The organism is Streptomyces sp. NPDC102279 (genome assembly GCF_044766365.1).
Taxonomy (GTDB): Bacteria; Actinomycetota; Actinomycetes; order Streptomycetales; family Streptomycetaceae; genus Streptomyces.
In genome coordinates this window covers 25,317-47,741 of the sequence record NZ_JBIWLU010000019.1, presented here as the reverse complement: position 1 = coordinate 47,741, position 22,425 = coordinate 25,317, and the positions used below count along the sequence as shown (strand labels likewise).

Below are 22,425 nucleotides of genomic sequence, written 5' to 3'. Positions count from 1 at the left end.
GGGCCGATGGCCCCCTCGCGGATGCGGCAGCGGGAGCCCCGGTTGTTCAGAGTTTTCCGGCCCGACTGCGGTAGGCGATGAAGTGGTGGGCCGGAACCAGAGCGAACCATGTCAGCATCGCGATGTTGGTGTCGTAGAAGGCGACGGCGATCGACACCGTGAAGACGACCGTGCTGGAGACGAGTTGCGCGGTGAACGCGCGGCGTGCCGCGGACGCGGGAGCGTCGGGTGACGGATGCGTCTGTCGGCGGGTGAGCAGCAGGACCGTGACGTGCACGGCGTCCACCGCCGCGATGGTGCCGGCGTAGAGCGCGATGGTCTGCGGGTGTGACGCGTATTCGGCAAGCAGCGTGGTGGGGTAGGGCAGTACGGCGGCCAGGCCGAGCCCGAGAAGGGTGAGCCGCGTGACCAGAGGAGAGACGGCGGACAGCGGCGCGAGGATGCGTCGCTGGTCGCGCCAGAATCCGGCGAGTACGGCGAAGCTCAGGGCGGCAGAACCGAGGTTGGGCCACGTCGAACGCAGCGCCTCCTGGAACGCTTCGCCATCGAGGTGTTGAGGGATGCGCAGATCAAGGACGAGCAAGGTCATGGCGATGGCGTAGATGCCGTCGGACAGCGTCACCAACCGCTCCGTGTCGACCTGGGACGTTGCCTCTGCGCTCGCATCCGTCATGGGCTCACGGTACGACCAGGACGGATCGTTCCCGCCGCGCCGCTCCCGGAGGGAGCGGAGCCCACCCCAGCGCAGTTGGGCGGGACGGCGTCGAGCGCGGGTCGTCTGCCGGGTGCGGTGGGCGCCCGTGTTCGGACGCCGGATGCGGCCTGCCTGTGCCCTGGGTGGTGGGGGTGATCGATGTCTGGCCGGGTGGTTGGTGATGCGCCGTGTATTCGTCAGGCGGTGGCTCGGCGGTGGCTCGGCGGTGGCGCTGGTAGTGGCGGGCGGAACGGGCGCGGTTGCCGCAGCCCGCAGAGCACCACTCCCTGCGGGGATGGTTCTTGAGGAAGTACAGGACGCATCCTGGACCCAGGCAGGCGCGTAGCTGGTGCCGGGTGTCCTGACTGAAGAGGGTGATCGCTTCGTCGGCGATGGCGGAGATGGCTGCTGCCGCCGCCTCCCCCTCGGCCCGGAGGTGCCGGGAGGGCTGCCGGCCCGACGTCCAGGAGAGGGCGGACCAGTGGGGTGTGTCGCCGGCGGTTCGGTTGAGCTGAGCGACTGCTCCCTGCAAATCGCCGGCGCCAGTGGTGGCTGCCGTGCGTGTGTCCTCGGTGGCTTCCGCGGCCAGTCGACGCAGAGCGTCACGAAGATCGGTCAGCCGGCCGCCGAGTTGCTCAAGAGCGGACGACGGGAGCGCGGCGACATCGTCCGGCGTCATCAGATCCGTTCGGGGGGCGACGGCCTGCAGCCACGCTCTGGTGCCGGCGGCATCGATCAGCGCGTCGTACACCCCGTCCCGGTCGGCCCAGACGGTGTTCATCAACTCCACGGGGAGGGGCTCGCCCAGAAGGGGTGCGCTGGTGTCCATGGAATCGAGACTATCGCGGTTCTAATGGTTGCAGGAGGCCTCATCCGTTGACATGTCGAGGGTCGCGTGCCAGGATGGTTCTAATGGTTGGAGTGACCGACAAGCGTTAGATCGGCTCGGGGGTAAGAGCACGCTCTGAGGGGCTGGTCGGTCCTGCTTGGCGGACGTGCGCGGTCGCCGATCGAGCAGAGGTGCAGGCGCCTGCACAGTTCGTCGGCGTGAGCTGAAGCCGACTCGTCGAGACCGGTAGCCGGCGCGAGTGACGGTCCGCCGCGCACCCGTGCCCGTCTGCGGAAGGGAAGAAGGATGACCACCCCGGCGCGCAAGCCCGTGGCAAGGTTCCACGAAGGTGAACTGGCCGTGCAGCACCGGGCCGGCGTGACGCGGGACGCGTCCCGGCTCGCGGGCATGCTGGCCCCCGCACAGCTGGGCGGCGGAATTGTCCGGTTCCTGGAGGACAGGACCTTCGCGGCGATCACCGCACGCGACGAGCGCGGCACACTGTGGATCTCTCCGCTCACCGGCTCGGCCGGCTTCCTGGACGTCGCGTCGCCGACCGCTCTGGAAGTGCGAGCGCTGCCCGTCGAGGGCGATCCGCTTCGACACCTCCCGGCGCGACAGCCGGTCGGACTGATCGTGGTCGAGTTCGCCACCCGTCGGCGCCTGCGCATCAACGGGGAGCTGTCGGGCGCGGACACCGACGGACTGCGCATCGACGTGCAGCAGGCGTACGGCAACTGTCCCCAGTACATCCAGAGGCGGCACCTCCATGTCGCAGACCTCCCGGTCCACGGCGCGGAGCCCGTCCGGCACGCAAGCGCTCTGGCACCGGAGGACGCCCACCTGATCAGCCTGTCCGACACCCTCCTGGTCGGCACCACGCACCCCGCGCGCGGCAACGACGCTTCGCACCGCGGCGGGTCGCCGGGATTCGTCCGCGTCGAGGACGGGCACCTTTGGTGGCCCGACTACTCGGGCAATAACATGTTCAACACCCTCGGCAACATCGAAGCAGACCCCGAAACCGCCCTGCTCTTCTGTGACTTCGCCACCGGCCGCACCCTGCATCTGTCCGGCCGCGCCGCCGTGGAATGGACCGACCCCGGTGCTCCCGGCGACGACGACCACACCGGCCGCCGCGTCCGTTTCACCCCGCGGCACCTGGTGGCCGGGCACCTGCTCCCGGTGCAGGCGGACTCCGTCGCCGCGGCCCCCGACAATCCACCACTGACCGGCCGACCTGCCTCGCCGCGATGAACCGCTCGGTGCGGGCTCACATGCCTCCAGGGTCCTCTGCACCCAGGCGGTCAGAACAACCGCGGCTGATCGACGATCGGGGCTCGACCGCGGTCTGTGCTCCGGGCGGGCGGTGCGGCTCTCTCATCACCGAACAGCGGCGCCGTACCGCACTCATCGGGCACGGCCGGCACGGCGGCCACACCGGCGTCGTCCCGGCGTAGCGGCGCGTCCCGATCGAAGTCGTCCGGGGTCATGCGCGTCCAGTCGCGCGCGTGCTGCTCGCCCACTCGTAGCCTCCCACCGTCGTTTCCGGCATTTGCCCCCACGCCCTGTTCCCATTCCCGGCCGCCGCACGCGACTACCAAGGCCGTGGGCGTCGCGCTTCGCCTCACCGCGAGCGAGCAGTCCGCGGGCCCGCGCCGAATAGCCTGACCAACGCCGCGGAACAGATTGACCCCGGTCGGTCGCGTTCCTCGCGCATGATGGGCTCATGAGCCGAGATGCAGAGGCCGACGCCGTCGTTGAAGCAGGCTGGCAGAAAATACGTGACGACGGTCGCGTACGGGCGGAGCTGTTGGACGCGGCATACGCGGAACCCCGTCTGCGGCAGCTCTTCCCCTGGGTCAGCATGGGCGAACTGCACCTCAGCCGCTGCACCGAATCCAGATGGACGTGGGACATCCCCTACGTCATGCCCGATGCCGAGGGCTACTGGGTCTCCGGCCCCTTGCGCAACGAGACAGTGGGCCCAGCGGCGACAGCCAAAAATGCCGTCGCCATGGTGATCCAGCGTCTGCCGGCCGACTGTGGCCCCGCCTTCATCGGCACACCCGAAGAGCTCGCAGCCCACGAAGCCACCACTCAGCAGACGGGCAGAGGCTGAAGAAGAGGCTCGACGGGGGAGCACAGGCCGCATCGACGGCCCCTGGCGTACGTCGGTCATGGCACCGCCGCGCTCCCCGTCGCCCGTTCAACCAGGCATGGCGACAGCCCCTGAGCCACGTGTTACGGACGGGCATGCGGGATCTCTTCAGTCCACCCCTGCGATCCGGTTGCTCAGCGGGCAGATCCGTCCCCCTGAGCGAACTGAACCGAGGCCGCAGTCCAGAAGATGAGTACGGCAGCTCATGCCCCGGCCGTGACGAGAACCGACGATGAGGTTGACCGTCGTCGAGACCGGGAGCCCGCTCATGCTCAGCCGCGCCGCCCATGCCCTGGTACCCGCCGTCGGACGGCTGTCCGTGACCTGCGACCCCGGAGCGGAGTTCGCGCCGGGCAGCATCGTCGCCGCGAACCACAGCTCCCTCGCGGACCCCGCCATCGTGATGGCCGCCCTGCATCGCCTCGGCGTCACGCCGGTCATCATGGCCACCGCGGGGCTGTGGCACATCCCGGTCCTCGGCCGAGTTCTCACCCGCGAGGGGCACGTCCCCGTTCACCGGCGCGACCGGCGGGCTGCCGGTGCACTCGACCTCGCGGCCCAGGCCCTTCAGCGGGGCCGACTCGTCCTCATCTACGCCGAAGGCGGCCTGCCCCGCCGCAAGGACGCCGCGGAGGCGGCTCCCGGCGACTTCCGTACCGGTCTGGCGCGGCTCGCCGAGCTCACCGGCGCCCCTGTCGTGCCCGTCGGCCAGGCCGGTGCCCGCCGCGTCACGTCGGGCGGCACGATCAAGCAGATCGCCGGTCTCGTCACAGCGCCGCTGCGCCGGCCCGACCTGCATGTCCACGTCGGCGCCCCGATCGTGCTTGCCGGCGACAACAACACCGTACGCACGGCGCGGGCCCGCACCGCGGTGACCACCGCGTGGAGGACGGCGGCCGCGCACCTCGGTGATCCTGCCGCGCTGGCCGCATAGCTCAGCCCGGCATCAGACCGTGTGCCGATCGCCCGGGTCCTCGTCGCGCAGGTGGGAACATCAGCGCTTCCCAGGGCGCTGATTCCAGCAGTCGAGAAAGGCGGACATCGTGCACGGTGAGTACAAGGTTCCCGGCGGCAAGCTGGTCGTGGTGGATGTGGACGTCGACGGAGCGGCCGGCGTCCTGCAGAACACGCGAGTCGCCGGAGACTTCTTCCTCGAGCCGGACGAGGCACTCGACGCGGTGAACCACGCCCTTGACGGCGCACCCGTCGACACCGACGCGGCCGGTCTGACCGCGCGGATCGACGCGGCCCTTCCCGAGGGCACCGTCATGTACGGGCTCACTTCGGAGGGCGTCGCCATCGCGGTGCGACGAGCGCTGGCGCACGCCACCGACTGGACGGACTACGAATGGCAGCTGATCCACGAAGGGCCGCAGGCTCCCGCTCTGCACATGGCCCTGGACGAGGTCCTCACCGCCGAAGTCGCTGCGGGACGCCGGCCCCCGACACTCAGAGTGTGGGAGTGGGCGTCCCCGGCGGTGATCATCGGCAGCTTCCAGTCCCTGCGCAACGAGGTCGACTCCGAGGGTGCCCGGCGACACGGCATCGACGTGGTGCGCCGCATCTCGGGTGGCGGGGCGATGTTCGTGGAGCCGGGGAATACGATCACGTACTCGCTCTCGGTCCCGGACGCGCTCGTTCAGGGGCTGTCCTTCCAGGACAGCTACGCCTATCTCGACGACTGGGTGCTCGGAGCGCTCGGTGACATCGGCATCACTGCCTGGTACCAGCCGCTCAACGACATCGCCACCGACCAGGGCAAGATCGCGGGAGCCGCTCAGAAACGGATCGTAGGGCCGGACGGTGGCCCCGGTGCCGTACTGCACCACGTGACCATGGCCTACGACATCGACGCCGACAAGATGCTCGATGTGCTGCGCATCGGCCGGGAGAAGCTGTCCGACAAGGGCACGAAGAGCGCGAAGAAGCGCGTCGACCCGCTCCGTAGGCAGACCGGCCTTCCACGAGAGGCCGTCATCGAGCGGATGATCGACTCGTTCCGTCTCCGGAACGGACTTGCCGACGGGAAGGTGACCGACGAGGAACTGGCTCGCGCGCAGGAGCTGGCGCGTACGAAGTTCACCTCGCCTGAGTGGACCGCCCGCGTCTCCTGACGAAGGGCTGCGGTGGTGGTCGCTGCCGTGCTCCGACGCCGCCGCCGTTCTGGTCGCCGGTCAGGCTTCCGGGTCCGGAAGCGGTGTCACCTCGGTGAGTTGTTCGCGCAGGTAGTTCCAGATCACCGCGACGAGTGCCGCCGCGGGTACGGCGAGCAGGCTGCCGACCACACCCGCCAGAGCCCCGCCGAGGGTCACCGCCAGCAGCACCACCGCGGCGTGCAGGCCAAGTCCGCGGCTCTGGATCATCGGCTGGAAGACGTTCCCCTCCAGTTGCTGCACCACCAGGATGATCACCAGCATGATCAGTGCGTCGGTCAGGCCGTTCGACACCAGGGCGATGAGGACGGCGACGAAGCCGGCGAAGACCGCGCCCACGATCGGGACGAACGCGGTCACGAAAGTCAGCACAGCCAACGGAAGCACCAGCGGAACCCCGAGAATCCACAGGCCGGCGCCGATGAGCACGGCGTCCAGCAGGCCGACGAGCGCCTGGGAACGCACGAACGCGCTGAGAGTCTCCCAGCTCCGCTCAGCGACCGTCGGAATGTCCGTGGCCAGTCGCCCGGGGAGCTGACGGGTCAGCCAAGGAAGGAACCGGGGCCCGTCCTTGAGGAAGAAGAACATCAGGAACAGGGCGAGAACAGCGGTGACCAGACCGTTCAGAAGCGTGCTCACTCCCGTGACCAGTGCGGTGACAACGCTGCCCACGCTGTTCTGGATCCGGGTGATCGTGGCGTCCGAGGCCTTCGAGATCTGATCGTCACCGATGTTCAGAGGCGGACCTGCCGCCCACTCCCTCACCTTGTGAATGCCCTGCACCACTCCGTCGGTCAGCTCTCCGGTCTGCGAGGCCACTGGCACCGCGATCAGGGCGACTACCCCCAGGGCAACAATGAGGAACAGCACGGTCACGGCTGAGGCGGCAAGCGCCGGCGGCCAGCCGCGCCGACGCAGGAATCGAGCGAAGGGCCATGTCAACGTGGTGAGGAACAGCGCCACGATCAACGGCCAGACCACCGACCACATTTGCCCCACGACCCACAGAGCCACCCAAACCATCACGAGGATCAGCAGCAGCTCGACCGAAAGACGTGCGGACGTCCGCAGGGCGGCACGTGTTCTCGTGGAACTCAAGGGGGCAGTCATGACATCACCCTATGGGCGCACCGGGCACGGTCCATCAGCCCGGCCCCCGAAAGCCGTCCGGAGCGCACCTCCGCCGCTTCCCCTCGCGCGCATGACGGGCACCATGACCGCATACACCCGGACCTGAACAGTCGGCCCCATGCGCGCCGCGTTGCCGGGCCGGTGAGCAGCCAGGCCGACACCACCTGCAAGAATCGGCCCACGCAACCCATCTCACAACGCACGCTGACACTCCTGATGGATCGCGGAACCACTACGAAGGGCCATCAGCAGTGTCTGTTCGTCGAGTTGTAGTAGTCGGCGGGGGAGCCATGGGCTCCGCGGCGGCGTGGCGGCTCGCCGCACGCGGCGATGAAGTCACCCTGCTGGAGCGCTTCTGGCCCGGCCACGACCGCGGCAGTTCCTACGGCACCTCGCGCATCTTCCGCCTCGCATACGCCGACCCCTTCTATGCCGACCTCACCGTGAGGGCGCTGCCACTGTGGCAGCAGCTCGAGGAGGCCACCGGCCGCCGGATCCTCACGCTCACCGGCGCCGTCGACCACGGCCCGGCCGCCGTCATCGAGGCACTGCACGAAGGTCTGACCCGTCTGGGACGCCCGGCCGAACGGCTCGTCCCGGAACAGGTCGCCGAGCGCTGGCCCGGACTGCGCGCCGACACCAGCGCCCTGTACCACCCCGAGGCAGGGCGGCTGCACGCCGACGAATCGGTAGCGGGATTCCAACAGGCCGCGCGCGATCTCGGAGCCGACATCCGGCACGGAGCGCGCGTCAGTGAGCTGTCCGTCCAGGGTGAAGGCGTTCGAGTGCGCATCGAAGGCCAGGACGACATACGCGCGGACGCAGCGATCGTGGCCGTCGGGAGTTGGACGGCCAGCCTGCTCGCCAACGGGCCCGACGGCCCCGTTCGCAGTCTTCCGGCGCTGCGCGTCACCCAGGAGCAGCCCGCGCACTTCCCCGCCGTCGACCCGTTGTCCTGGCCCAGTTTCATCCACCATCCCGGCGCCGCACTGCCGGCAGTGGGCCCGACCGTGGACGGGGTCTACGGGCTCGGCAGCATCGACGGTGTGAAGGCCGGATTCCACGGCATCGGTCCGGTCGTCGACCCCGAGCGCCGCGACCGTACTCCCGACCCCGAGACACTGCGTGCCCTCGCCGCCTACGCGGAACGCTGGTTGCCCGGCGTGCAGCACACCGCGCCCGAACCCCTCACCTGCCTCTACACCACGACCAAGCAGCACGACTTCATCGCCGACCGGCAGGGCCCCGTCACCGTCTTGGGCGGCTGCTCCGGACACGCCTTCAAATTCGCCCCGCTTCTGGGCGAGTTGGCAGCCGCCCTCACCCACGGCCAGCCTGGCCCGGACCGCTTCACGCTCGACCGTCCCTGAACCGGCTGCCTACCGACAGCGTGCTGGAGTGTCTGTGAGCTAGGAGAGGCCTCCTCAGACCTCGGCCTGACCGTCCCCCAGCCGGCCCTCACCCGGGCGCCGCGCAGCCCTGACGTCGGTTCCACGCCCGCCAGTTGTGAGGCGCCGCACCGGCCGGGATGGGCAGGCCGCGGCGGTGCGAGGTCTTCCCGTCGCGCCCGAAGACCGGTGGACTGGCAGGACGTGACGAGCATGACCGCCATTGCGGACGGTGTTCGCCGACTGCCCGACCAAACCTCCGCGCCGACTCCTGTCCGGATTTCGACGTCGTGAAGCGTGGTGTGCCGTGACGCCGACGGACGGCCTCGGTAGGGGAGAGCCACCGCGACCGTCCGAACATGCCCGATGACCTGGTACGTCACGTCGGGCACCCTGCGACGCACCGGCGTCGCGCCACGAGGGCACGGCCTGCGCAAAGGGGGCCGAGTTCCGTCGTCACCCGGGCAAACATCGGGCGACCGTGATCATCGCATCGAGTTAATGTCGCCGACTTCTCTAGGCCCAAGGGGCATGGCGGCCTTTAGTGTTCTCACGAAATCCGGGCTCATTGCCGCCCGTATGCCGACATCAGCTCCTCGTGCTCGCCCGACCGCAATCAGGCATGGCGCCGTTCCCCGATCAAGGAGAGCTCCACCGATGACCGTTGACTCGACGCCGGAGACGCACCAGGAGGCGCCGCGCCAGACCAGCCTGGGCACGGCGGCTGCCCGCAACCTCTCGAGTACGACCAAGTCCGCGCCCCAGATGCAGGAGATCACCTCTCGCTGGCTCCTGCGAATGCTCCCCTGGGTGGAGACCACAGGTGGGACCTACCGGGTGAACCGCCGCCTGACCTACACCGTCGGCGACGGAAGAGTGGATTTCGTCCAGGACGGCTCCAGCGTACGAGTCATCCCCCGAGAGCTCGGTGAACTGGCGCTGCTGCGAGGCTTCGACGACGTCGAGGTGCTGACCGCGATCGCTGAGCGGTGTGTGCAACGGAACTTCCGGGCCGGCGAGACGCTGGTCGATCGCGAGGCTCCCGCGGATCAGCTCCACTTGATCGCCCACGGCCGTATCCGCCAGATCTCCGTCGGCGGATACGGCGACGAGGTCGCACTCGACGTACTCGCCGACGGCGACCGGTTCGGCGAGAACGCCCTGCTGGACGAAGAGGCCCGCTGGCAGCAGACAGCGGTGGCCGAGACGGCGGGCACACTGCTCACCCTGTCACGCGCCGACTTCGCCGCCGTGATGGCCGCAGCACCGGAGCTGCGGGACCACGTCGACAAGTTCCAGTCGCTCTCACGTCATCGGCAGACCCATCGTGGCGAGGCGGAGATCGCGATGTCGGCCGGCCATTCGGGCGAGCACGAGTTGCCCGGCGCGTTCGTCGACTACGAACCGAACCCGCGCGAGTACGAACTCTCGGTCGCCCAGACGATCCTGCGGGTCCACACGCGGGTCGCCGACCTCTACAACCAGCCGATGAACCAGACCAAGGAACAACTCCGGCTCACCATCGAGGCGTTGCGCGAGCGTCAGGAGCACGAACTCATCAACAACCGGGAGTTCGGCCTGCTTCACAACGCCGACTTCAAGCAGCGCATCCAGACACATTCCGGACCCCCGACGCCGGACGACATGGACGAACTGCTCTGCCGCCGCCGCGGGTCGAAGTTCTACCTCGCGCATCCCCGCACGATCGCGGCGATCGGGCGCGAGTTCAACGCGCGCGGACTCTATCCGGACCACGTCGACCTCGGCGGCCAGCAGGTGCCGGCCTGGCGCGGTGTCCCGATCCTGCCCTGCAACAAGATCCCCATCACGAAGGAGCGGACCAGCTCGATCCTCATCATGCGAACCGGCGAGGACAACCAGGGTGTCATCGGGCTGCGTCAGACGGGTCTGCCGGACGAGTACGAACCGGGACTTTCGGTCCGCTTCATGGGCGTCGACGAGAAGGCGATCACCTCCTACCTCGTCAGCACCTACTACTCCGCCGCCATTCTCCTGCCGGACGCGGTCGGCGTCCTGGAGAACGTGCAGATCTCGCGCTGGCCCAGGTAGCAGGACCGGCTCTGACACGTGGCGCGGCACCCGGCCTTCCGGGTCGCTCCCACGTGCCCGAAGGATTCCTGACAGCCGCCCACCCCCACCAAGGAGTCATCAAGGAGTCATGGATGCCATCGCCTGAGCAGACACCTCCTCAGTCAAGCCTGCCGGAAGCACTCTCCCGCTTCGGGGAGGACGTACTGGCCGGCGCCGCGGCCCGTGCCTGCGACATCAGCGCCGCAGTCGGCGGCTCACCCTCTACGCCCTCCGCGCACGCCGCACCCCCGGTGCCCGTGCCCGGCGCATCCGCCCTCGACGTCCCGGCGGCCCGAATCCCCGCCACGAGTGGCGCCCTGGAACGGATTCTGCGCGGCCCCAGCGGCATCGGTACAGCGGACCTGCGCCTGCGCCTACGCGATGAGGAGCCTTCGCGTCTCTGCGAAGGACTGCCAACTGCCCCCCAGGGGAAGCCGATTCCCGGCCTCTACCACCACCAAGTACCCGACCCCGACCCGGCGCGCGTCGAGGAGGTCAGCCGGAGGATCAAGGCTTGGGCGCTGGACGAGGTCTCCCTCTACCCCGATGACTGGGAGGAGGAGTTCGACGGCTTCTCCGTGGGCAGCTACATGGTCGGCTGCCACCCCGACGCCCCCACCATCGACCACTTGATGATCGCCACCCGGCTCATGGTGGCGGAGAACGCGGTGGACGACTGCTACTGCGAGGACCACGGGGGCTCACCCGTCGGCCTCGGCGAACGCCTGTTGCTGGCGCACACCGCTCTCGATCCCCTGCACACGACGCAGGAGTACCAGCCGGACTGGGCCACGTCACTCCACGCCGACGCGCCACGGCGTGCGTACCGCTCCGCCATGGAGTACTTCGTCCAGGCGAGCAGCGCGTCCCAGGCCGACCGGTTCCGGCACGACATGGCCCGGCTGCACATGGGCTATCTCGCCGAAGCGGCCTGGGCCCAGCTGGACCGGGTGCCGGAGGTGTGGGAGTACCTGGCGATGCGCCAGTTCAACAACTTCCGCCCCTGTCCCACCATCACCGACACCGTCGGCGGCTACGAACTGCCGGCGGACCTGCACGCCCAACCCGCCATGCAGAGGGTCATCGCCCTCGCGGGGAACGCGACAACGATCGTCAACGACCTGTACTCGTACACGAAGGAACTCGACGCTCCCGGAACGCACTTGAACCTGCCGGTCGTGGTCGCGGAACGAGAGGACCTCTCCGACCGGGACGCCTATCTGAAGTCGGTCGAGGTCCACAACGACCTCATGCACGACTTCGAGACCGAAGCCGCGGCCCTGGCCGCCGACTACCCCCTGCCGAGTGTTCAACGTTTCCTGCGCGGCGTCGCCGCGTGGGTCGACGGCAACCACCACTGGCACCAGAGCAACACCTACCGCTACAGCCTGCCCGATTTCTGGTAGAGAGAAATGGATCCATCTGTGACCAGCACCGAACTGACTGCTCCTGCCACCGGCCGCACTCCGTTCGTCCCCCACCCGGCCACGCCCTACCAGGGAGACATCGCCCGCTACTGGAACGCCGAGGCCCGGCCGGTCAACCTGCGGCTCGGCGATGTCGACGGTCTGTACCACCACCACTACGGCATCGGCGAGGTCGACCACGCCGCCATCGGCAACGTCGAGGACGCGGGAGGCGAACAGAAACTGGTCGCCGAACTCCACCGCCTGGAATCGGCGCAGGCGGACGTCCTGCTGGGGCACTTGGGCGACATCGGACGCGAAGACACTCTGGTGGACGCCGGCTGCGGCCGAGGCGGATCGATGGTGATGGCCCATCAGCGGTTCGGATGCAAGGTCGAAGGAGTCACCCTGTCGGCCAAACAGGCCGACTTCGCCAACGGACGGGCGGCCGAACTCGGCATCCAGGACCACGTCCGCGCGCGCGTCTGCAACATGCTCGACACGCCCTTCGAGACCGGTCAGGCGGCGGCCTCGTGGAACAACGAGTCGAGCATGTACGTCGACCTGCACGACCTCTTCGCCGAGCACTCCCGGATTCTCTCGGTCGGCGGTCGCTACGTGACCATCACCGGCTGCTGGAATCCGCGGTACGGCCAGCCCTCGAAGTGGGTGTCCCAGATCAACGCGCACTTCGAGTGCAACATCCACTCCCGTCGGGAGTATCTGCGCGCCATGGCCGACAACCGCCTCGTTCCCCAGGCCGTCATCGACCTCACCCCCGACACCCTGCCCTACTGGGAGCTGCGAGCCACCTCGTCCCTGGTCACGGGGATCGAGGAGGCGTTCATCAACTCGTACAGGGACGGCTCGTTCCAGTACCTCTTGATCGCGGCCGATCGCGTCTGACACCCTGCTGAACGGGAGGGCCCGGACGGACCGGGCCCTCCCCACGCACGTGCGCCCCAGTCGGTCCAAGCAGGGCGCGAGCGCAAGGCAGCGGAGCCGGCCCTCGATACCCTGGGTATTCGACGAGTGACAATTGCCGGCGACCAAGCAGGGGATCATGGGTAGCGAACGCACCTACGGGCCACCAGAACCTCCCGGGGAAACATCCGGCAGTGACCAACCTGCGACGCCCGCAGCCGAGTTGTCGGACATCTTGCTCGTCGTCGCGACGATGACAGCCACGCCGTTCCTGCAGGCGATCTCCACCTACTTCGGGAACGCTCTGGCCAAGGGGATGGGCTCGGGGACGCGCGAAATCATGCACCGGTTCATTGGTCGACAGGCACGAGCGAGCCTCGACGATCCTTCGGATGTCGTGGATCTCATCCACCTGCGTACCGAGGACGGCTGGCTGGTCGAGATGAAGGTGGCCGTCGAACCCGAGGCGCTTGCGCAGCTTCCGGAACTGTGCGCCGCGGATGCACCGCTCATCGAGTCCGATCGGCGTCCCGGCACGACCGCGACGATCCGTTGGGACCACGACGGCTACTGGATTGCCGCGACGGTACGTGAAGACGGATTTCGTGTCGCCTTCACGTGGGATCCCGAGGCGAAGCAATGGCGTGAACGTACCTACCGCCGCCCGATTCCCGTGACATGAGCGCGATCTGAGGGGCTGCGTCTCTCAGGGCGTCCGACAAGGCAACTGCCATCCACGCGGACTCGTCGGCCGACGCCTTGGGCTCATCTGGACTGCCGGGCAAGAGATGGGGTCCGGGCAGCGGTCGGCGCATCGGAGGCCCTCACCTGGGGAGCTGTCACGCTCATGATCCGCCGCCTCCCCCGGAGACCGGCACGGCGCTCAGGTCGGCCGCCGGCCGCGATGCCGGTTCGGGTCCTCCTGTACTGCGTTGGATCCCGTGATGGGGCGGATGGCGGCTGGGTGGTGACGTGCGGCAAGGGGGTGTCTGTCTGGTCAACGCACGACTGGGCGAGCAAGGAGCGCGTCTGGGCATGACTGTTGCCGGTAGCGTGATCATCTGCCGCATGGAATGTCCATGTGCCCGGCGGGTCCGTGCGAGGGATTCCGGTGGCGAGCGATGGGACCGTGATGAGCGAACTGACGAAGCCCAGAGTCGAGGTTCCGGAGGGTGACGCGCCCACCGAGCTGACGGTCCGGGACCTCGTGGTCGGGGACGGAGCCGAGGCGCAGCCGGGCAGGGTCGTCCAGGTGCACTATGTGGGGGTCACGTTCGCGTCCGGACGGGAGTTCGACTCCTCTTGGGAGCGGGAGCGGCCGTTCAAGTTCGCCGTGGGCGGTGGTAAGGCCATCAAGGGCTGGGACCGGGGAGTGAGGGGAATGAGGGTCGGCGGCCGGCGGGAGATCATCGTTCCGCCGCGTCTCGGTTACGGTAAGCAGTCGCCCTCCGCGTTGATCCCGGCGGGCTCGACGCTGATCTTCGTCGTGGACCTGCTCACGGTCGTGGGCGGGCCCGCCGGAGCGAGGCCCGGCATGAGCGGCTCGGCCTGAACCGATCTGCGCCGAAGTAGCCACCGTCCTGTGGTGCCGCTCAGTCCCGTAGCGCGAACGACCCGCGAACTCTGGTTCCCCGCGCCTGACGGCGGGGGGAGCCGGGCCGGACGTACCGGCGAGTTCGCGGGTCGGGTGACTGCGTTGGATTGGGCCGGTTGCATGCATGACACACATGCGGGTCCGGCGCCGAACCGAGTCCGACAACGGGCCTCTAGCCCGCAGCCACCTCGTCTGTCCGGATTTCCGTCATGAGCCGAACCACCTCCTCTCCTACGTGCCGTCCACTCTAGGAACACCTGAGGGGAGGCTCAACCCATTTATCGGCGCATGTCCAAAACAGGTCCCGCTGGTCGCGCCTTCAAAAGATCTTGAGTGGTGGATCATGGTTGGGTGATACGTCGCAAGGAACTGTCCGATGACGAGGGGGAGTTCGTTCGGCCGTTGCTGCGTGAGCCCTTGCGGGGGCGGAGACGGTTGGGTGACCGAACCGTGCTGAACTGGATCGTGTGGAAGTTCCGGACGGGCACGGCCTGGCGGGATGTGCCCGAGCGGTATGGCCCGTGAGTGACGTTGCACAACGGGTTCCGCCGGTGGGTTCTGGACGGCACCTTCGAACGGATGTCCCCGGCGGCCCAGGCCCGGGCTGACGCGGTCGGCGACGTCGACTGGCTGGTTCAGATCGACGCCGTCATCGGGTGGGCTTCTCTTGAGGGCCCTCATCACTCGCGGGCCACCGTCGCCTGCCACGCGCCCGGGCGCAGCCCTGTCGCCTTTTGGAAGAACACTGAGAAGTTGGACGCGTCGGGGAAGCCGAGCGTGCCGGCGCAGGCCGCCGAGGTGAGGCGGTCGTGCGCGAGGAGGCGTTTGGCTTCGAGGATGATCCGGTCGACGATGTAGGCCTTCGCGGTGCGGCCGGTGGCCTGCTGCACCGCTCGCGAGAGGGTGCGAGGCGCGTAGCCGAGAGTCCGAGCGTAGTAGCCGGCGTCGTGATGTTGCCTGAAGTGTGCTTCGACGCCGGACCGGAACAGGTGGAAAACCGGATGGGCCGACCGTGCTCCGCCGTGCGGTGGCCGGAGCCGGGCGATCAGCGCGGACAGCAGGATCTCGGGCAGTTCCGTGGAGAGGTCTCCGGGTGGGGCGGATGCCTCGAGGAGGAGATGGTTCCGCGCAGCGTCGACGAACGGCCAGTCGGCGTCGGGGATGTTCCAGTGCGCGGCCAGGTCCGGGGAAGCGACGAGTTCCCGGGTGGCGTGGGTGACCGGCGCGGTCGGCACGAACAGCACGACGTGCCCTGCCACGTGAGCGATGTCGTCCCATCTGTGCACCGCCGCGGGAGGGATCCATACCGCGGAACGCTCCCGCAGTGGGTGGCGGAGGAAGTCCACGGTGACGGATCCGGGCCCGGCGTCGACTACGGCGATGACGTGGAAGTCGGCACGCTGTGTCCCGCCGTCGTTCAACGGGCGGAGATGGTCGAACGTCAACATTTCGACGGCGGCCGCGCGGCGGTCGGCGGGCTGATAGGTCATCTGCCGGATCACGGTCACGTGTCCAGTTTCCACCATCGATCGACCGGTCACGCCGATTCCCGGGATCAGCTGGAGGGATTCAATGAACACACAGGCCGAATCGCCTCGTAGTACTGATCGAGAGAGGCACGATGAACACCACGCAGCAAGCGCTACTGCCCGCTTATGACCACAGGCAGGGGGCCGGGCCGACTCTGGTCTTCCTGCACTACTGGGGTGGCTCCGCCCGCACCTGGGACCTCGTCGTCGACCGCCTCGAGGGTCGCGACATGATCACTGTCGATTTCCGCGGGTGGAACCGCTCCAGCAACCTGGCGGGGCCCTACACCCTGCGCCAGCTCGCCGACGACACGCTCGCCGTGCTTGCCGACTCCGGCGTCACCGACTACGTACTCGTCGGACATTCCATGGGTGGCAAGGTCGCGCAGCTCGTCGCGGCGACCCGGCCCGCCGGGCTGCGCGGGATCGTCCTCGTCGGTTCCGGCCCAGCGAAACCCGCCGCGGCGGTCACTGCCGAGTACCGGCAAGCCCTGTCCCATGCCTATGACTCCGAGGAGTCCGTCGCCGGCGCACGGGATGACGTCCTGACCGCGACCGACCTGCCCGTGTCGATCAAGGCGCAGATCGTGGCCGATTCGCGGGCCGGTGCCGATGCCGCCCGCACCGAGTGGCCGCTGCGCGGCATCGCGGAGGATGTCTCCGAGCGCACGCGCACGATCAGCGTGCCCTCCCTCGTTGTCGCGGGAGGCAACGACCGCGTCGAGCCTGTCGACGTGCTCGTCAACAATCTGGTGCCCTACCTGTCCGGAGCTGAGTTCGTGGTGATCCCTCACACGGGTCACCTGATCCCACTGGAAGCTCCGACCGACCTCGCCGACGCGATCACGGCCTTCGCACCGGCAGTCTGACCACCTGGGCGGCCCCGAAGGCGCACGTTGTCCCCGATCGTCCGTCGGAGGCCGGCCCAGGTGGCACGGCCAGGTGGGGATCTGCCTGCGTTGACTCGCACCCCCACTCGTCACTGGCCGCGGTCGGCCCGGACGGCAGATTGGTCAGCTCCACCGACCGGTGGAGACACCTCAGCAGGCGGGTCAGTGCCGCACGTACATCAACAAGGAGTGGACATCATGACGGAGTTCAACGAGTTGCTGGAGCGCAACCGGAAGTTCGCTGCGAACATCGATCTCGGAAGTCTGGCCATGCCGCCCATGGACGCGATGCCTGACAGGTTGCTCCTGGTGCTGGCCTGTGTCGACCCGCGGGTCGAGCCGGCCGGCTTCCTCGGGATCGGCACGGGAGACGCGGGAGTGCTGCGCAACGCGGGCGGACGCGTTGACGACAGGGTCGCAGAGGACATCGCCTATCTCTCCACGCGCCTGGGTGTGCGGATGGATGTCGCCGTCATCCATCACACGCAATGCGGGACCGGGAAGCTGTCCGACCCCGCCTTCCGCCAGACCTTCGCTCACCACACCGGTCTGGACGAGGGCGCACTCGCAGACAAGGCGGTGACCGACCCGTCCGTGACCGTGCGCGAGGATGTCGCGAAACTGCTCGGACACCCGTTGCTGTCCAGCGACGTGCTCGCCTCGGTGTCCGGCCATGTGCTGCGGCTCGAAACCGGACTGGTCGACACGGTCGTCGAAGCGACCGCTCCGGTTCATCCCCACCGGTGACACGACCTCGCCGGCCGGCGGACCAACGAGTTGCTGCGTGACAGCGGGGGCTTCGCTGCCGCCAGGCTGTGGGCGGTGTACTCGGCGCCGAATGCGAGCGGTTCGCGCGCCGATTCAGCCAGGAGGCGCCGTGTTCAGTCGGCGCCGGCCTGGATGCGGAGGCTGATCGCTCTGCTGGAACGGACGAACGAACGGCGGGACAGGACCTCGACCGTGAGCCCCGCCGTGGGCGCCGGGCCACCTGGCCGCTCACCCCACCAGGGAGGCGCTCGCCGTCCCCTCAGGCAGACCGATCCGATCCACCTCGGACGGTTGTAGCGCCTCATACGGGTCGCTACAGTGCGTGTATGAAGCAAATCAACGTGCGAGTGGACGATGACACCGCTGCCACTATCGAGAAGCGGGCCGAGGCCGCAGGGCTGACCGTGCCCGAGTACGCCAAGCAGGTACTCGCTGATGAGGGCAACGACGTACGACACCGCTTCCTTGCCGCCGGCGCGCATTTCACGGACGCCTTTGCCGACGCCTTCGCCGAGGAATTCGGGGCCCCGAGCGCTGACCGTGGTCCGGCGGCCGCCGCGTGATCGTACGCATCGACCGCGCCTGGCTCCTCGACCTCGCGCACCGCCATCTTCCTGGAGACCCTGACGTCACCGACTTCGGAACGCTCGGAGCCGCAGCCGCCCGGCACGCTGACTCTGTCATGGGTACTCCCGTCTACACCGAGGTCCATCATCGGGCGGCCTCACTCATGCACCAGCTCATTCGCTGCCCGGCGCTGGCGCACTCCAACGAACTGTTCGGGGCGGTCGTCGCCGCCTCCTACCTGTCGGTGAGTGGCGTCATCGTGGACGTACAGCCCAAACAAGCCGCGGCTCTCGCTGCTCGCATCAGCCGCGACGCCCTGGCCGTGCGGGGTATCGCGGCCGAGATCAAGGGATGGGCCGCTCCCTGAACCCCACCCTCACGTTCTCTGACCTCGGCTACGCCCTCTTGTGCCGCAGTGGACCCAGCACCGCATCGGGATCATCCGGGACGGGATCCCGCCGAGGCCCGAGAGGCCCGCAAGCGCCGGCGTGCTGCTCCACCATCGACCTCACGCGACGGGACCCCGACGGCCGGACTCCGACCCCCGCCCGGGATCCGAATGCTGGTACGCGAGACTCCGACCGGACCGCCTCCCTCCATTCCCGACGACGAGCATCCGATGCGTCGCGCATCATCCGTCCGGTGATCGCTTCTCCGGTGAAGTCCGCCACCCACGGCTTCGGCGCCTGACCGTGCCGGTGGAGGGCTGGGGCGCCTCCGGCCATGCCATGACCGTCTGCCATGCTGCGCGGGCAATCATGCACGGACCGGCCGCGTGCAGCCGGGGGAGGCGGGGCGGACATGACGAAAATCCAGCCGGACAGAGTTCCGGGGCACGAGGAGATACGTTTCCGGCTCGGCACGTGGCAGCGCCTGGCGTCCATGCTCCCGATGGCCGTGCCGGCAGGGTTCGGCACCGTCGAGCATGTCGGCAGACCCGGGTTCGAGTCCTGGATCCAATTCCTCTTGATCATGCTGGTGTTGGGGGTGGCGGTGGTTTCACTGACTTCCCTCTTCGGGATCACGCTGACCCCGTCAGCCGCCCGGGTGCACAACCTCCGCCGCCGCACCATCCCATGGGCGTCCGTGCAGAGTGTCCGCGTCGAGCCGATCATGGGCGTTCGGGTCGTCGCGCTGTATGAAGCCGACGGCCGGCGCACTCGACTTCGGGCACCGACCACCGGATTTCTCCAGTGGGACCGCGGCTTCGAGGAAAAATTCCACGTCATCGGCCAGTGGTGGCTGGCGAATCGCGGTAGTGATTGGGTTCCCGTTCCACCGCCGGGGACCGGCATGCCGACCTGATGCTGACGATGCCGATCAGCAACCGCTGGTGCCGTGGCCGGGAAGGCTGACCGGGTCCCGGTGCCGGTCGTGTGGCCCGTGGCCTGGCCGGATGCCCGATGACATCTGCGTCCGGTGGCCCCTTGTGCCCGAGTTCGAGGCCGACTGGTTAGCGGTACACGGGCTGCCCGATGCCGCCTGGGTGCTTGGCGCAATGTACGAACGCGGGGCAACTGCGGGGGATTAGGCCAACGACGCCCGGGCCGGCGCGGGCACCCTGGGCCGGGATGGGAGCGGCTGCGCTGCGCGAGCCGGCCGCCCGTGTCGCAGACCAGGTCGTTCCGCAGGGGCCGCCGACGGCGAAGTCGAAGGCCTGGAGCGCGGGCTTCCGTCGTATCTCCAGCGCTTGTGGTCGGTGACGGTGTCCAGGGTGGTGCGCGCGATCCGGAGCCCCGAACCCGGCTGACCGGTTCTCGACCGGCCCGTCGCGCCGTCGTCAGGAGCGCGCGAGCCGGGCCGCGAGATAGGGCGCGGTCGCGCTGCGGCGGGCCCTCGCCACCTTGGCCGGCGGCCCGGCCGCGACCACCCGCCCGCCCGCGTCGCCGCCGCCCGGCCCGAGGTCGATGACCCAGTCGGCGGTGGCGATCGTGTCCAGATCGTGCTCGACCAGGACGACCGTGTTGCCCGCGTCGACGAGCCGGTGCAACTGTCGCAGCAGCAGCGCGATGTCGGAGGGGTGCAGCCCCGCCGTCGGCTCGTCGAGCAGGTAGAGCGCGTGCCCGCGGCGGGCACGCTGCAGTTCGGTGGCCAGCTTGATCCGTTGCGCCTCACCACCGCTGAGTTCCGTCGCGGGCTGGCCCAGCCGCAGGTACCCCAGTCCCACCTCGCGCAACGTCTCCAGACTGCGGGAGGCGGCCGGGACGGCGGACAGGAACTCGGCGGCGGCGTCGACGGACAGCGCCAGCACTTCCGCGATGTTCTTGCCCTGGTACGTGACTTCCAGCGTTTCGGCGTTGTACCGGGCGCCCTGGCAGGTCGGGCACGGCGCGTAGGTGCCGGGCAGGAACAACAGTTCCACCGCGACGAACCCTTCGCCCTGGCAAGTCTCGCACCGCCCCTCGGGCACGTTGAACGAGAACCGCCCGGCCGAGTAGCCGCGCGCCCTGGACTCGTCCGTCGCCGCGTACAGCTTGCGCACCGCGTCGAACATCCCCGTGTACGTGGCGAGGTTGGACCGGGGAGTTCGGCCGATGGGCCGTTGGTCGACCAGGACCAGCCGGTCGAACGACTCGACCCCCGACGCGTCCTGGACGTCGACCTCCAGCTGCGCCTCGTCCGGCTCCTCCGGTACGAGCCCGAGGTGACCGCGGACGACCTCGGCGAGCACCTGCGTCACCAGAGTGGACTTTCCGGAACCGGACACGCCCGTCACCGCCGTCAGTACGCAGAGAGGTACGTCGACGGACACGTCGTGCAGATTGTGGCGGGAGACGCCGCCCAGGCGCAGCCAGCCCTGCGGTGTGCGCGGGTGGTGATCCAGCGGCTGGGCGCGCCCGAACAGATAGTGGCTCGTGGCCGACTCCCCGACCCGCTCAAGACCGGCGACGGGGCCGCTGTACAGCACGCGTCCGCCGCCCTCACCCGCGCCGGGGCCGATGTCGACCACCCAGTCCGCCCGCCGTACGACGTCCATGTCGTGCTCCACGACGAACAGCGAGTTGCCTGCCGCCTTGAGGCGGTCCAGCACGTCCAGCAGCGGTTCCGCGTCAGCCGGGTGCAGGCCCGCGGAGGGTTCGTCGAGGACGTAGACGACGCCGAACAGCCCCGAGCGCAGCTGGGTGGCGATCCGCAGGCGCTGTGCCTCGCCGGGGGACAGGGTCGTCGAGCGGCGCCCAAGGCTGAGATATCCGAGGCCGAGGTCGAGCAGTACGTCGACCCGCGCGACCAGATCGCCGCAGATCCGGACGGCGACCTCGGTCGTCTCCCCGGATCGGGCGGTCGACGTGGTGGCGTCCGCCTTGGACCGCCCCGCGACGGGCCGCAGCAGCGTCACGACCTCGGTGAGCGGCATCGCGTTGATCTCGGCGATGGAACGTCCGGCGAAGGTCACGGCGAGCGCCTCGGGTCGCAGCCCGCTGCCGTGACACGCGGGGCAGGGCACGCTCCTGACGAACCGGAGCGCCCGCTCGCGCATCTTCTCGCTCTTGGAGTCTGCGAGGACGTGCATGACGTGCTTGCGGGCGCTCCAGAACTTGCCCTGGTAGCCGTAGTCGACGCGGTCCTCCTCCGGCTCGATGTAAACGGAGGGCTGCTCGTCCGTGTACAGCAGCCAGTCCCGGTCCTTCTTCCTGAGCCTGCGCCACGGTCGGTCGATGTCGATCCCCAGGCCGCTCACGACACTGCGCAGGTTGGCGCCCTGCCAGGCGCCCGGCCAGGCGGCGATCGCCCCCTCGCGGATGCTCAGCGAGGGGTCCGGGACGAGCAGGTCCTCGGCGACGTCGTGCACGACGCCCAGGCCGTGGCACTCCGGGCAGGCGCCGGCCGCGGTGTTGGGTGAGAACGACTCGGCTTCCAGCCGTGCCGCCCGGGGCGGATAGGTGCCGGCGCGGGAGTACAGCATGCGCAGCAGATTCGACAGGGTGGTGATGGTGCCGACCGTCGAGCGCGAGCTGGGCGACCCGCGTCGCTGCTGCAGGGCCACGGCAGGTGGCAGTCCGGTGATCTCCTGCACGTGCGGTGCGCCGACCTGGTGCAACAGCCTTCGGGCGTACGGTGCTACCGACTCGAAGTAGCGCCGCTGGGCCTCCGCGTAGAGAGTGCCGAACGCGAGCGAGGACTTGCCCGAACCGGAGACGCCGGTGAAGGCGACCATCGCGTCCCGCGGAACGTCGACGTCGATGTTCCGCAAGTTGTTCTCACTGGCGCCCCGGACATGTACGAAGGGGTCGCTCGCGTCCTTGTTCACCGTTCCTGACTACCTGATCGCGCCGGGAACCGCGCGACAGGCGCCGCCACC

At 68.8% G+C, this 22,425-nt stretch carries 22 protein-coding genes; 16 read left to right on the top strand and 6 right to left on the bottom strand.

Features of this window, described 5'->3' with window-relative positions; translation table 11 throughout:
• Window positions 1-46 precede the first annotated feature (46 nt).
• Together ACIRQH_RS37240 and ACIRQH_RS37235 are read right to left on the bottom strand one after the other, a co-directional pair.
• The gene (locus ACIRQH_RS37240) at window positions 47-673 is read right to left on the bottom strand and encodes a TMEM175 family protein (protein WP_388935014.1); all 627 of its coding nucleotides are present in this window, start codon (window positions 671-673) and stop codon (window positions 47-49) included.
• Window positions 674-677: 4 nt separating this feature from the next.
• Window positions 678-1,523 carry a CGNR zinc finger domain-containing protein gene (locus ACIRQH_RS37235; protein WP_404229542.1) on the bottom strand — a complete coding sequence of 282 codons (846 nt, stop codon included), beginning with the start codon at window positions 1,521-1,523 and terminating at the stop codon, window positions 678-680.
• A gap of 306 nt (window positions 1,524-1,829) precedes the next feature.
• Here ACIRQH_RS37235 and ACIRQH_RS37230 point away from each other — a divergent pair, with 306 nt between their 5' ends.
• Complete coding sequence (locus ACIRQH_RS37230) at window positions 1,830-2,780, top strand: pyridoxamine 5'-phosphate oxidase family protein (protein WP_404229539.1); 951 nt, start codon at window positions 1,830-1,832, stop codon at window positions 2,778-2,780.
• 50 nt (window positions 2,781-2,830) lie between these two features.
• Here the strand turns inward: ACIRQH_RS37230 and ACIRQH_RS37225 are convergent, their stop codons facing one another.
• Complete coding sequence (locus ACIRQH_RS37225; RefSeq protein ID WP_404229537.1) at window positions 2,831-3,049, bottom strand: hypothetical protein; 219 nt, start codon at window positions 3,047-3,049, stop codon at window positions 2,831-2,833.
• Between the two features lie 203 nt (window positions 3,050-3,252).
• Here ACIRQH_RS37225 and ACIRQH_RS37220 point away from each other — a divergent pair, with 203 nt between their 5' ends.
• The 3 genes from ACIRQH_RS37220 (at window position 3,253) to ACIRQH_RS37210 (ending at window position 5,798) form a co-directional block, all read left to right on the top strand.
• Window positions 3,253-3,645 (top strand): DUF6193 family natural product biosynthesis protein, encoded by a 393-nt coding sequence (locus tag ACIRQH_RS37220; protein ID WP_404229534.1) that lies wholly within the window; start codon window positions 3,253-3,255, stop codon window positions 3,643-3,645.
• A gap of 307 nt (window positions 3,646-3,952) precedes the next feature.
• Entirely contained in the window at window positions 3,953-4,618 is a 666-nt protein-coding gene (locus ACIRQH_RS37215) for a lysophospholipid acyltransferase family protein (RefSeq protein WP_404229714.1), read from the top strand.
• Window positions 4,619-4,727: 109 nt separating this feature from the next.
• Window positions 4,728-5,798 (top strand): biotin/lipoate A/B protein ligase family protein, encoded by a 1,071-nt coding sequence (locus ACIRQH_RS37210; protein WP_404229532.1) that lies wholly within the window; start codon window positions 4,728-4,730, stop codon window positions 5,796-5,798.
• A 60-nt stretch (window positions 5,799-5,858) separates the two neighbouring features.
• Here ACIRQH_RS37210 and ACIRQH_RS37205 read toward each other — a convergent pair whose 3' ends face one another.
• The gene (locus ACIRQH_RS37205; RefSeq protein ID WP_404229529.1) at window positions 5,859-6,947 is read right to left on the bottom strand and encodes an AI-2E family transporter; all 1,089 of its coding nucleotides are present in this window, start codon (window positions 6,945-6,947) and stop codon (window positions 5,859-5,861) included.
• A 272-nt stretch (window positions 6,948-7,219) separates the two neighbouring features.
• Between ACIRQH_RS37205 and ACIRQH_RS37200 the strand changes: the two genes are divergently transcribed.
• From ACIRQH_RS37200 to ACIRQH_RS37170, 7 genes are all read left to right on the top strand, one after another.
• A complete protein-coding gene (locus ACIRQH_RS37200; protein ID WP_404229527.1) occupies window positions 7,220-8,338 on the top strand; it encodes an FAD-dependent oxidoreductase in 1,119 nt (372 codons plus the stop codon).
• A gap of 675 nt (window positions 8,339-9,013) precedes the next feature.
• A complete protein-coding gene (locus tag ACIRQH_RS37195; RefSeq protein ID WP_388934991.1) occupies window positions 9,014-10,426 on the top strand; it encodes a family 2B encapsulin nanocompartment shell protein in 1,413 nt (470 codons plus the stop codon).
• A gap of 113 nt (window positions 10,427-10,539) precedes the next feature.
• Entirely contained in the window at window positions 10,540-11,853 is a 1,314-nt protein-coding gene (locus tag ACIRQH_RS37190; protein ID WP_404229522.1) for a family 2 encapsulin nanocompartment cargo protein terpene cyclase, read from the top strand.
• Window positions 11,854-11,871: 18 nt separating this feature from the next.
• Window positions 11,872-12,759 (top strand): geranyl diphosphate 2-C-methyltransferase, encoded by an 888-nt coding sequence (locus tag ACIRQH_RS37185; RefSeq protein ID WP_388878575.1) that lies wholly within the window; start codon window positions 11,872-11,874, stop codon window positions 12,757-12,759.
• A gap of 157 nt (window positions 12,760-12,916) precedes the next feature.
• The gene (locus ACIRQH_RS37180; RefSeq protein ID WP_404229518.1) at window positions 12,917-13,459 is read left to right on the top strand and encodes a hypothetical protein; all 543 of its coding nucleotides are present in this window, start codon (window positions 12,917-12,919) and stop codon (window positions 13,457-13,459) included.
• Between the two features lie 450 nt (window positions 13,460-13,909).
• On the top strand, window positions 13,910-14,329 hold the full coding sequence (locus ACIRQH_RS37175; RefSeq protein ID WP_358817727.1) for an FKBP-type peptidyl-prolyl cis-trans isomerase: 420 nt from the start codon (window positions 13,910-13,912) through the stop codon (window positions 14,327-14,329).
• A 375-nt stretch (window positions 14,330-14,704) separates the two neighbouring features.
• Entirely contained in the window at window positions 14,705-14,896 is a 192-nt protein-coding gene (locus ACIRQH_RS37170; RefSeq protein ID WP_388878569.1) for a transposase, read from the top strand.
• Between the two features lie 155 nt (window positions 14,897-15,051).
• Here the strand turns inward: ACIRQH_RS37170 and ACIRQH_RS37165 are convergent, their stop codons facing one another.
• Window positions 15,052-15,879, bottom strand: coding sequence for a helix-turn-helix domain-containing protein (locus ACIRQH_RS37165; RefSeq protein WP_404229514.1), 828 nt, complete (start codon window positions 15,877-15,879; stop codon window positions 15,052-15,054).
• Window positions 15,880-15,992: 113 nt separating this feature from the next.
• Here ACIRQH_RS37165 and ACIRQH_RS37160 point away from each other — a divergent pair, with 113 nt between their 5' ends.
• From ACIRQH_RS37160 to ACIRQH_RS37140, 5 genes are all read left to right on the top strand, one after another.
• Window positions 15,993-16,769 (top strand): alpha/beta fold hydrolase, encoded by a 777-nt coding sequence (locus ACIRQH_RS37160; RefSeq protein WP_404229511.1) that lies wholly within the window; start codon window positions 15,993-15,995, stop codon window positions 16,767-16,769.
• A 219-nt stretch (window positions 16,770-16,988) separates the two neighbouring features.
• Complete coding sequence (locus ACIRQH_RS37155) at window positions 16,989-17,537, top strand: carbonic anhydrase (protein WP_404229508.1); 549 nt, start codon at window positions 16,989-16,991, stop codon at window positions 17,535-17,537.
• Between the two features lie 347 nt (window positions 17,538-17,884).
• On the top strand, window positions 17,885-18,121 hold the full coding sequence (locus ACIRQH_RS37150; RefSeq protein WP_358822364.1) for a plasmid mobilization protein: 237 nt from the start codon (window positions 17,885-17,887) through the stop codon (window positions 18,119-18,121).
• Window positions 18,118-18,492 (top strand): fic family toxin-antitoxin system, toxin component, encoded by a 375-nt coding sequence (locus tag ACIRQH_RS37145; protein WP_388934978.1) that lies wholly within the window; start codon window positions 18,118-18,120, stop codon window positions 18,490-18,492. Before ACIRQH_RS37150 ends, ACIRQH_RS37145 begins: the two co-directional genes overlap by 4 nt.
• A 434-nt stretch (window positions 18,493-18,926) precedes the next feature.
• Complete coding sequence (locus ACIRQH_RS37140; protein ID WP_404229506.1) at window positions 18,927-19,430, top strand: hypothetical protein; 504 nt, start codon at window positions 18,927-18,929, stop codon at window positions 19,428-19,430.
• Between the two features lie 475 nt (window positions 19,431-19,905).
• On the opposite strand, the gene uvrA is transcribed toward ACIRQH_RS37140, so the two are convergent.
• Window positions 19,906-22,374, bottom strand: coding sequence for an excinuclease ABC subunit UvrA (uvrA, locus tag ACIRQH_RS37135; RefSeq protein WP_388878553.1), 2,469 nt, complete (start codon window positions 22,372-22,374; stop codon window positions 19,906-19,908).
• Window positions 22,375-22,425: the final 51 nt, after the last annotated feature.

Excerpts from the sequence above, each read along its gene's own strand:
- ACIRQH_RS37215 (WP_404229714.1), top strand. The coding sequence starts at position 3,953 with ATGCTCAGCCGCGCCGCCCATGCCCTGGTACCCGCCGTCGGACGGCTG.
- ACIRQH_RS37230 (WP_404229539.1), top strand. The coding sequence starts at position 1,830 with ATGACCACCCCGGCGCGCAAGCCCGTGGCAAGGTTCCACGAAGGTGAA.
- ACIRQH_RS37190 (WP_404229522.1), top strand. The coding sequence starts at position 10,540 with ATGCCATCGCCTGAGCAGACACCTCCTCAGTCAAGCCTGCCGGAAGCA.
- ACIRQH_RS37240 (WP_388935014.1), bottom strand. The coding sequence starts at position 673 with ATGACGGATGCGAGCGCAGAGGCAACGTCCCAGGTCGACACGGAGCGG.
- ACIRQH_RS37150 (WP_358822364.1), top strand. The coding sequence starts at position 17,885 with ATGAAGCAAATCAACGTGCGAGTGGACGATGACACCGCTGCCACTATC.
- ACIRQH_RS37140 (WP_404229506.1), top strand. The coding sequence starts at position 18,927 with ATGACGAAAATCCAGCCGGACAGAGTTCCGGGGCACGAGGAGATACGT.
- ACIRQH_RS37220 (WP_404229534.1), top strand. The coding sequence starts at position 3,253 with ATGAGCCGAGATGCAGAGGCCGACGCCGTCGTTGAAGCAGGCTGGCAG.
- ACIRQH_RS37235 (WP_404229542.1), bottom strand. The coding sequence starts at position 1,523 with ATGGACACCAGCGCACCCCTTCTGGGCGAGCCCCTCCCCGTGGAGTTG.
- ACIRQH_RS37205 (WP_404229529.1), bottom strand. The coding sequence starts at position 6,947 with ATGACTGCCCCCTTGAGTTCCACGAGAACACGTGCCGCCCTGCGGACG.
- ACIRQH_RS37175 (WP_358817727.1), top strand. The coding sequence starts at position 13,910 with ATGAGCGAACTGACGAAGCCCAGAGTCGAGGTTCCGGAGGGTGACGCG.
- ACIRQH_RS37180 (WP_404229518.1), top strand. The coding sequence starts at position 12,917 with ATGGGTAGCGAACGCACCTACGGGCCACCAGAACCTCCCGGGGAAACA.
- ACIRQH_RS37155 (WP_404229508.1), top strand. The coding sequence starts at position 16,989 with ATGACGGAGTTCAACGAGTTGCTGGAGCGCAACCGGAAGTTCGCTGCG.
- ACIRQH_RS37195 (WP_388934991.1), top strand. The coding sequence starts at position 9,014 with ATGACCGTTGACTCGACGCCGGAGACGCACCAGGAGGCGCCGCGCCAG.
- ACIRQH_RS37160 (WP_404229511.1), top strand. The coding sequence starts at position 15,993 with ATGAACACCACGCAGCAAGCGCTACTGCCCGCTTATGACCACAGGCAG.